Genomic DNA, 1848 nt, shown 5'->3' with positions numbered 1-1848 from the left:
CACCATCGCACTAGGCGGCGAGGTCCCCGGGTTCCTGCTAGGCGGTGCCATTGCTACCGTCATCTCCGTGCAATATTCCATGGCCGCGGCCGTGGTGGGAATCCTGTTTTCCGCGGTGTGGATGCTGCGGCTGAAACACTGGCCGAAAACCCCTGCACCTGTGGTCGCATAGAGGTACGTCAGTACTGTCTATACCGAGCGGCTTTTAGGGTATGGAATCCCCCCTACCGGGACAGTCCGGCATAATAATGAACACCCGCATTCGCCATTGGGGCACATGACCCCAAATGCATTTGCAGACCAATGGAAGAAAGAAAACGAGATGGAAACCGCTCAAGTACCAGGAGCCTAATCCCTAGCCCACTCCAACCCGAAGTCTGCCCTTTAGTCCGAAAATGATTTCCCCGACCCATATGGGTCGGGGAAAAAATATTTATCGTATGTCCCTGGGGGAGGAATATTCCCACTATCCCCAGTGGCGCTGTGATTTAATCTTAACATGACGCCTTCCAAATTTTCAATAACTCAGCAGTCAGCGAACATCATTGAAAAATCACTTACTAACCCTCGCCTTAACTCATATTCTCCTCCCCTAGTTACCGTACAACCTGGAGAAACCGCGAAGCAGGCGTCAGTCAGGCTATACCAATGGAATGCTGAAGTCGCTGCAGCATTATGGCCTGTTATGCATGTATTTGAAGTCACGGTTAGAAACGCGGCGTCTGAGGCAATAAACTATGTTCATGGTCCCAATTGGGCCCATGACGTGTCCTTTCAGAATAAGTTGCCGAACCCACGACCAGGACTGTACAACCCAAGAAAAGATCTTCGAGCACGGGCAGATCATTTCTCCACTACTGGAAAGATAATCCCAGAGTTAAAAATGGCATTTTGGGAGAAGATGTTTACAGCTCGGCACGATAATGACTTTTGGAAGCACTATCTAGAGCAGGTTTTTCCGAACACCCCTGACCTTGAGTACTATTCATTACGAGGAGAAATTAGGGAAAAGTATGCGAATGTACGAAAAATTCGGAACCGATTGGGACACCATGAATCCGTCTCTGACCCCAACCGTTTTGATTTACACCAAATATTTGACGACATGATGGCGGTATTGGAGTGGCGCGATCCAGTTATTCGAAACTGGGTAGACAGTTTTCAAACCGTTGAACAAACTCTATCCCGTCGCCCATAAAGACCTTTTTTAGTACGTCTTTTACTGCGCTCTCAATCATCCAACAGGTGTACTACGCAGCTTCTCCTTTAGAGTCCCTGTCTCCAACGTAACCAATGAATTTTTAAGAGTTATCGAGCACTATTATAGAATTCACATCTAGCGCCATTTAGATTTGAACGTTGGTTTTGTGGCAGAAAACAAAGCGGAGCTTTCTGTTATGTGATGATTTTGTCGATACTCACATCTGAACAGAAAGATTGGTGTGGGCTGGGATATTCGGACCGGTAAACTTGAGCGTGTGCCATAGTAGGCCTTGAAGACAAGGAGAATGGTCATATGAGGAAAGTTAAAAAGCGCACCCCGGAGCAGATTGTTGTGCGTCTGGAGAAGGCAAGCAAAATTTCCGAAGCAGGAAAGACCAACGCAGAAATCTGGATGTGAGCTACAGATCTCGGAGGCAACGTTGAGCCGCTGGCGGCGGGGTACGGCACAATGTCGCGTGCTGCAGCTCGGGAGCTTACAACCCTGCGGAAGGAAAACGATCGTCTCAAGCGACTGCTTGCGGAAGTAGAATTGGAAAAAGCCGCGTACAAGGATCTCGCTAAAGCAAAATTCTAAGCCCAGCACACCGCCATGAAGCCGTAGATTACCTCACTCACAAAGGCTAT

At 48.4% G+C, this 1848-nt stretch carries 1 protein-coding gene; it reads left to right on the top strand.

The window, feature by feature from the left end; all coding sequences use genetic code 11:
* Positions 1–499 precede the first annotated feature (499 nt).
* Positions 500–1198 carry a hypothetical protein gene (locus F4V58_RS01025; RefSeq protein ID WP_150385658.1) on the top strand — a complete coding sequence of 233 codons (699 nt, stop codon included), beginning with the start codon at positions 500–502 and terminating at the stop codon, positions 1196–1198.
* The last annotated feature ends 650 nt before the right edge of the window (positions 1199–1848 follow it).

Source organism: Corynebacterium phocae (genome assembly GCF_008693075.1).
Lineage (GTDB): Bacteria > Actinomycetota > Actinomycetes > Mycobacteriales > Mycobacteriaceae > Corynebacterium > Corynebacterium phocae.
This window is presented reverse-complemented; position numbering and strand designations above follow the sequence as displayed.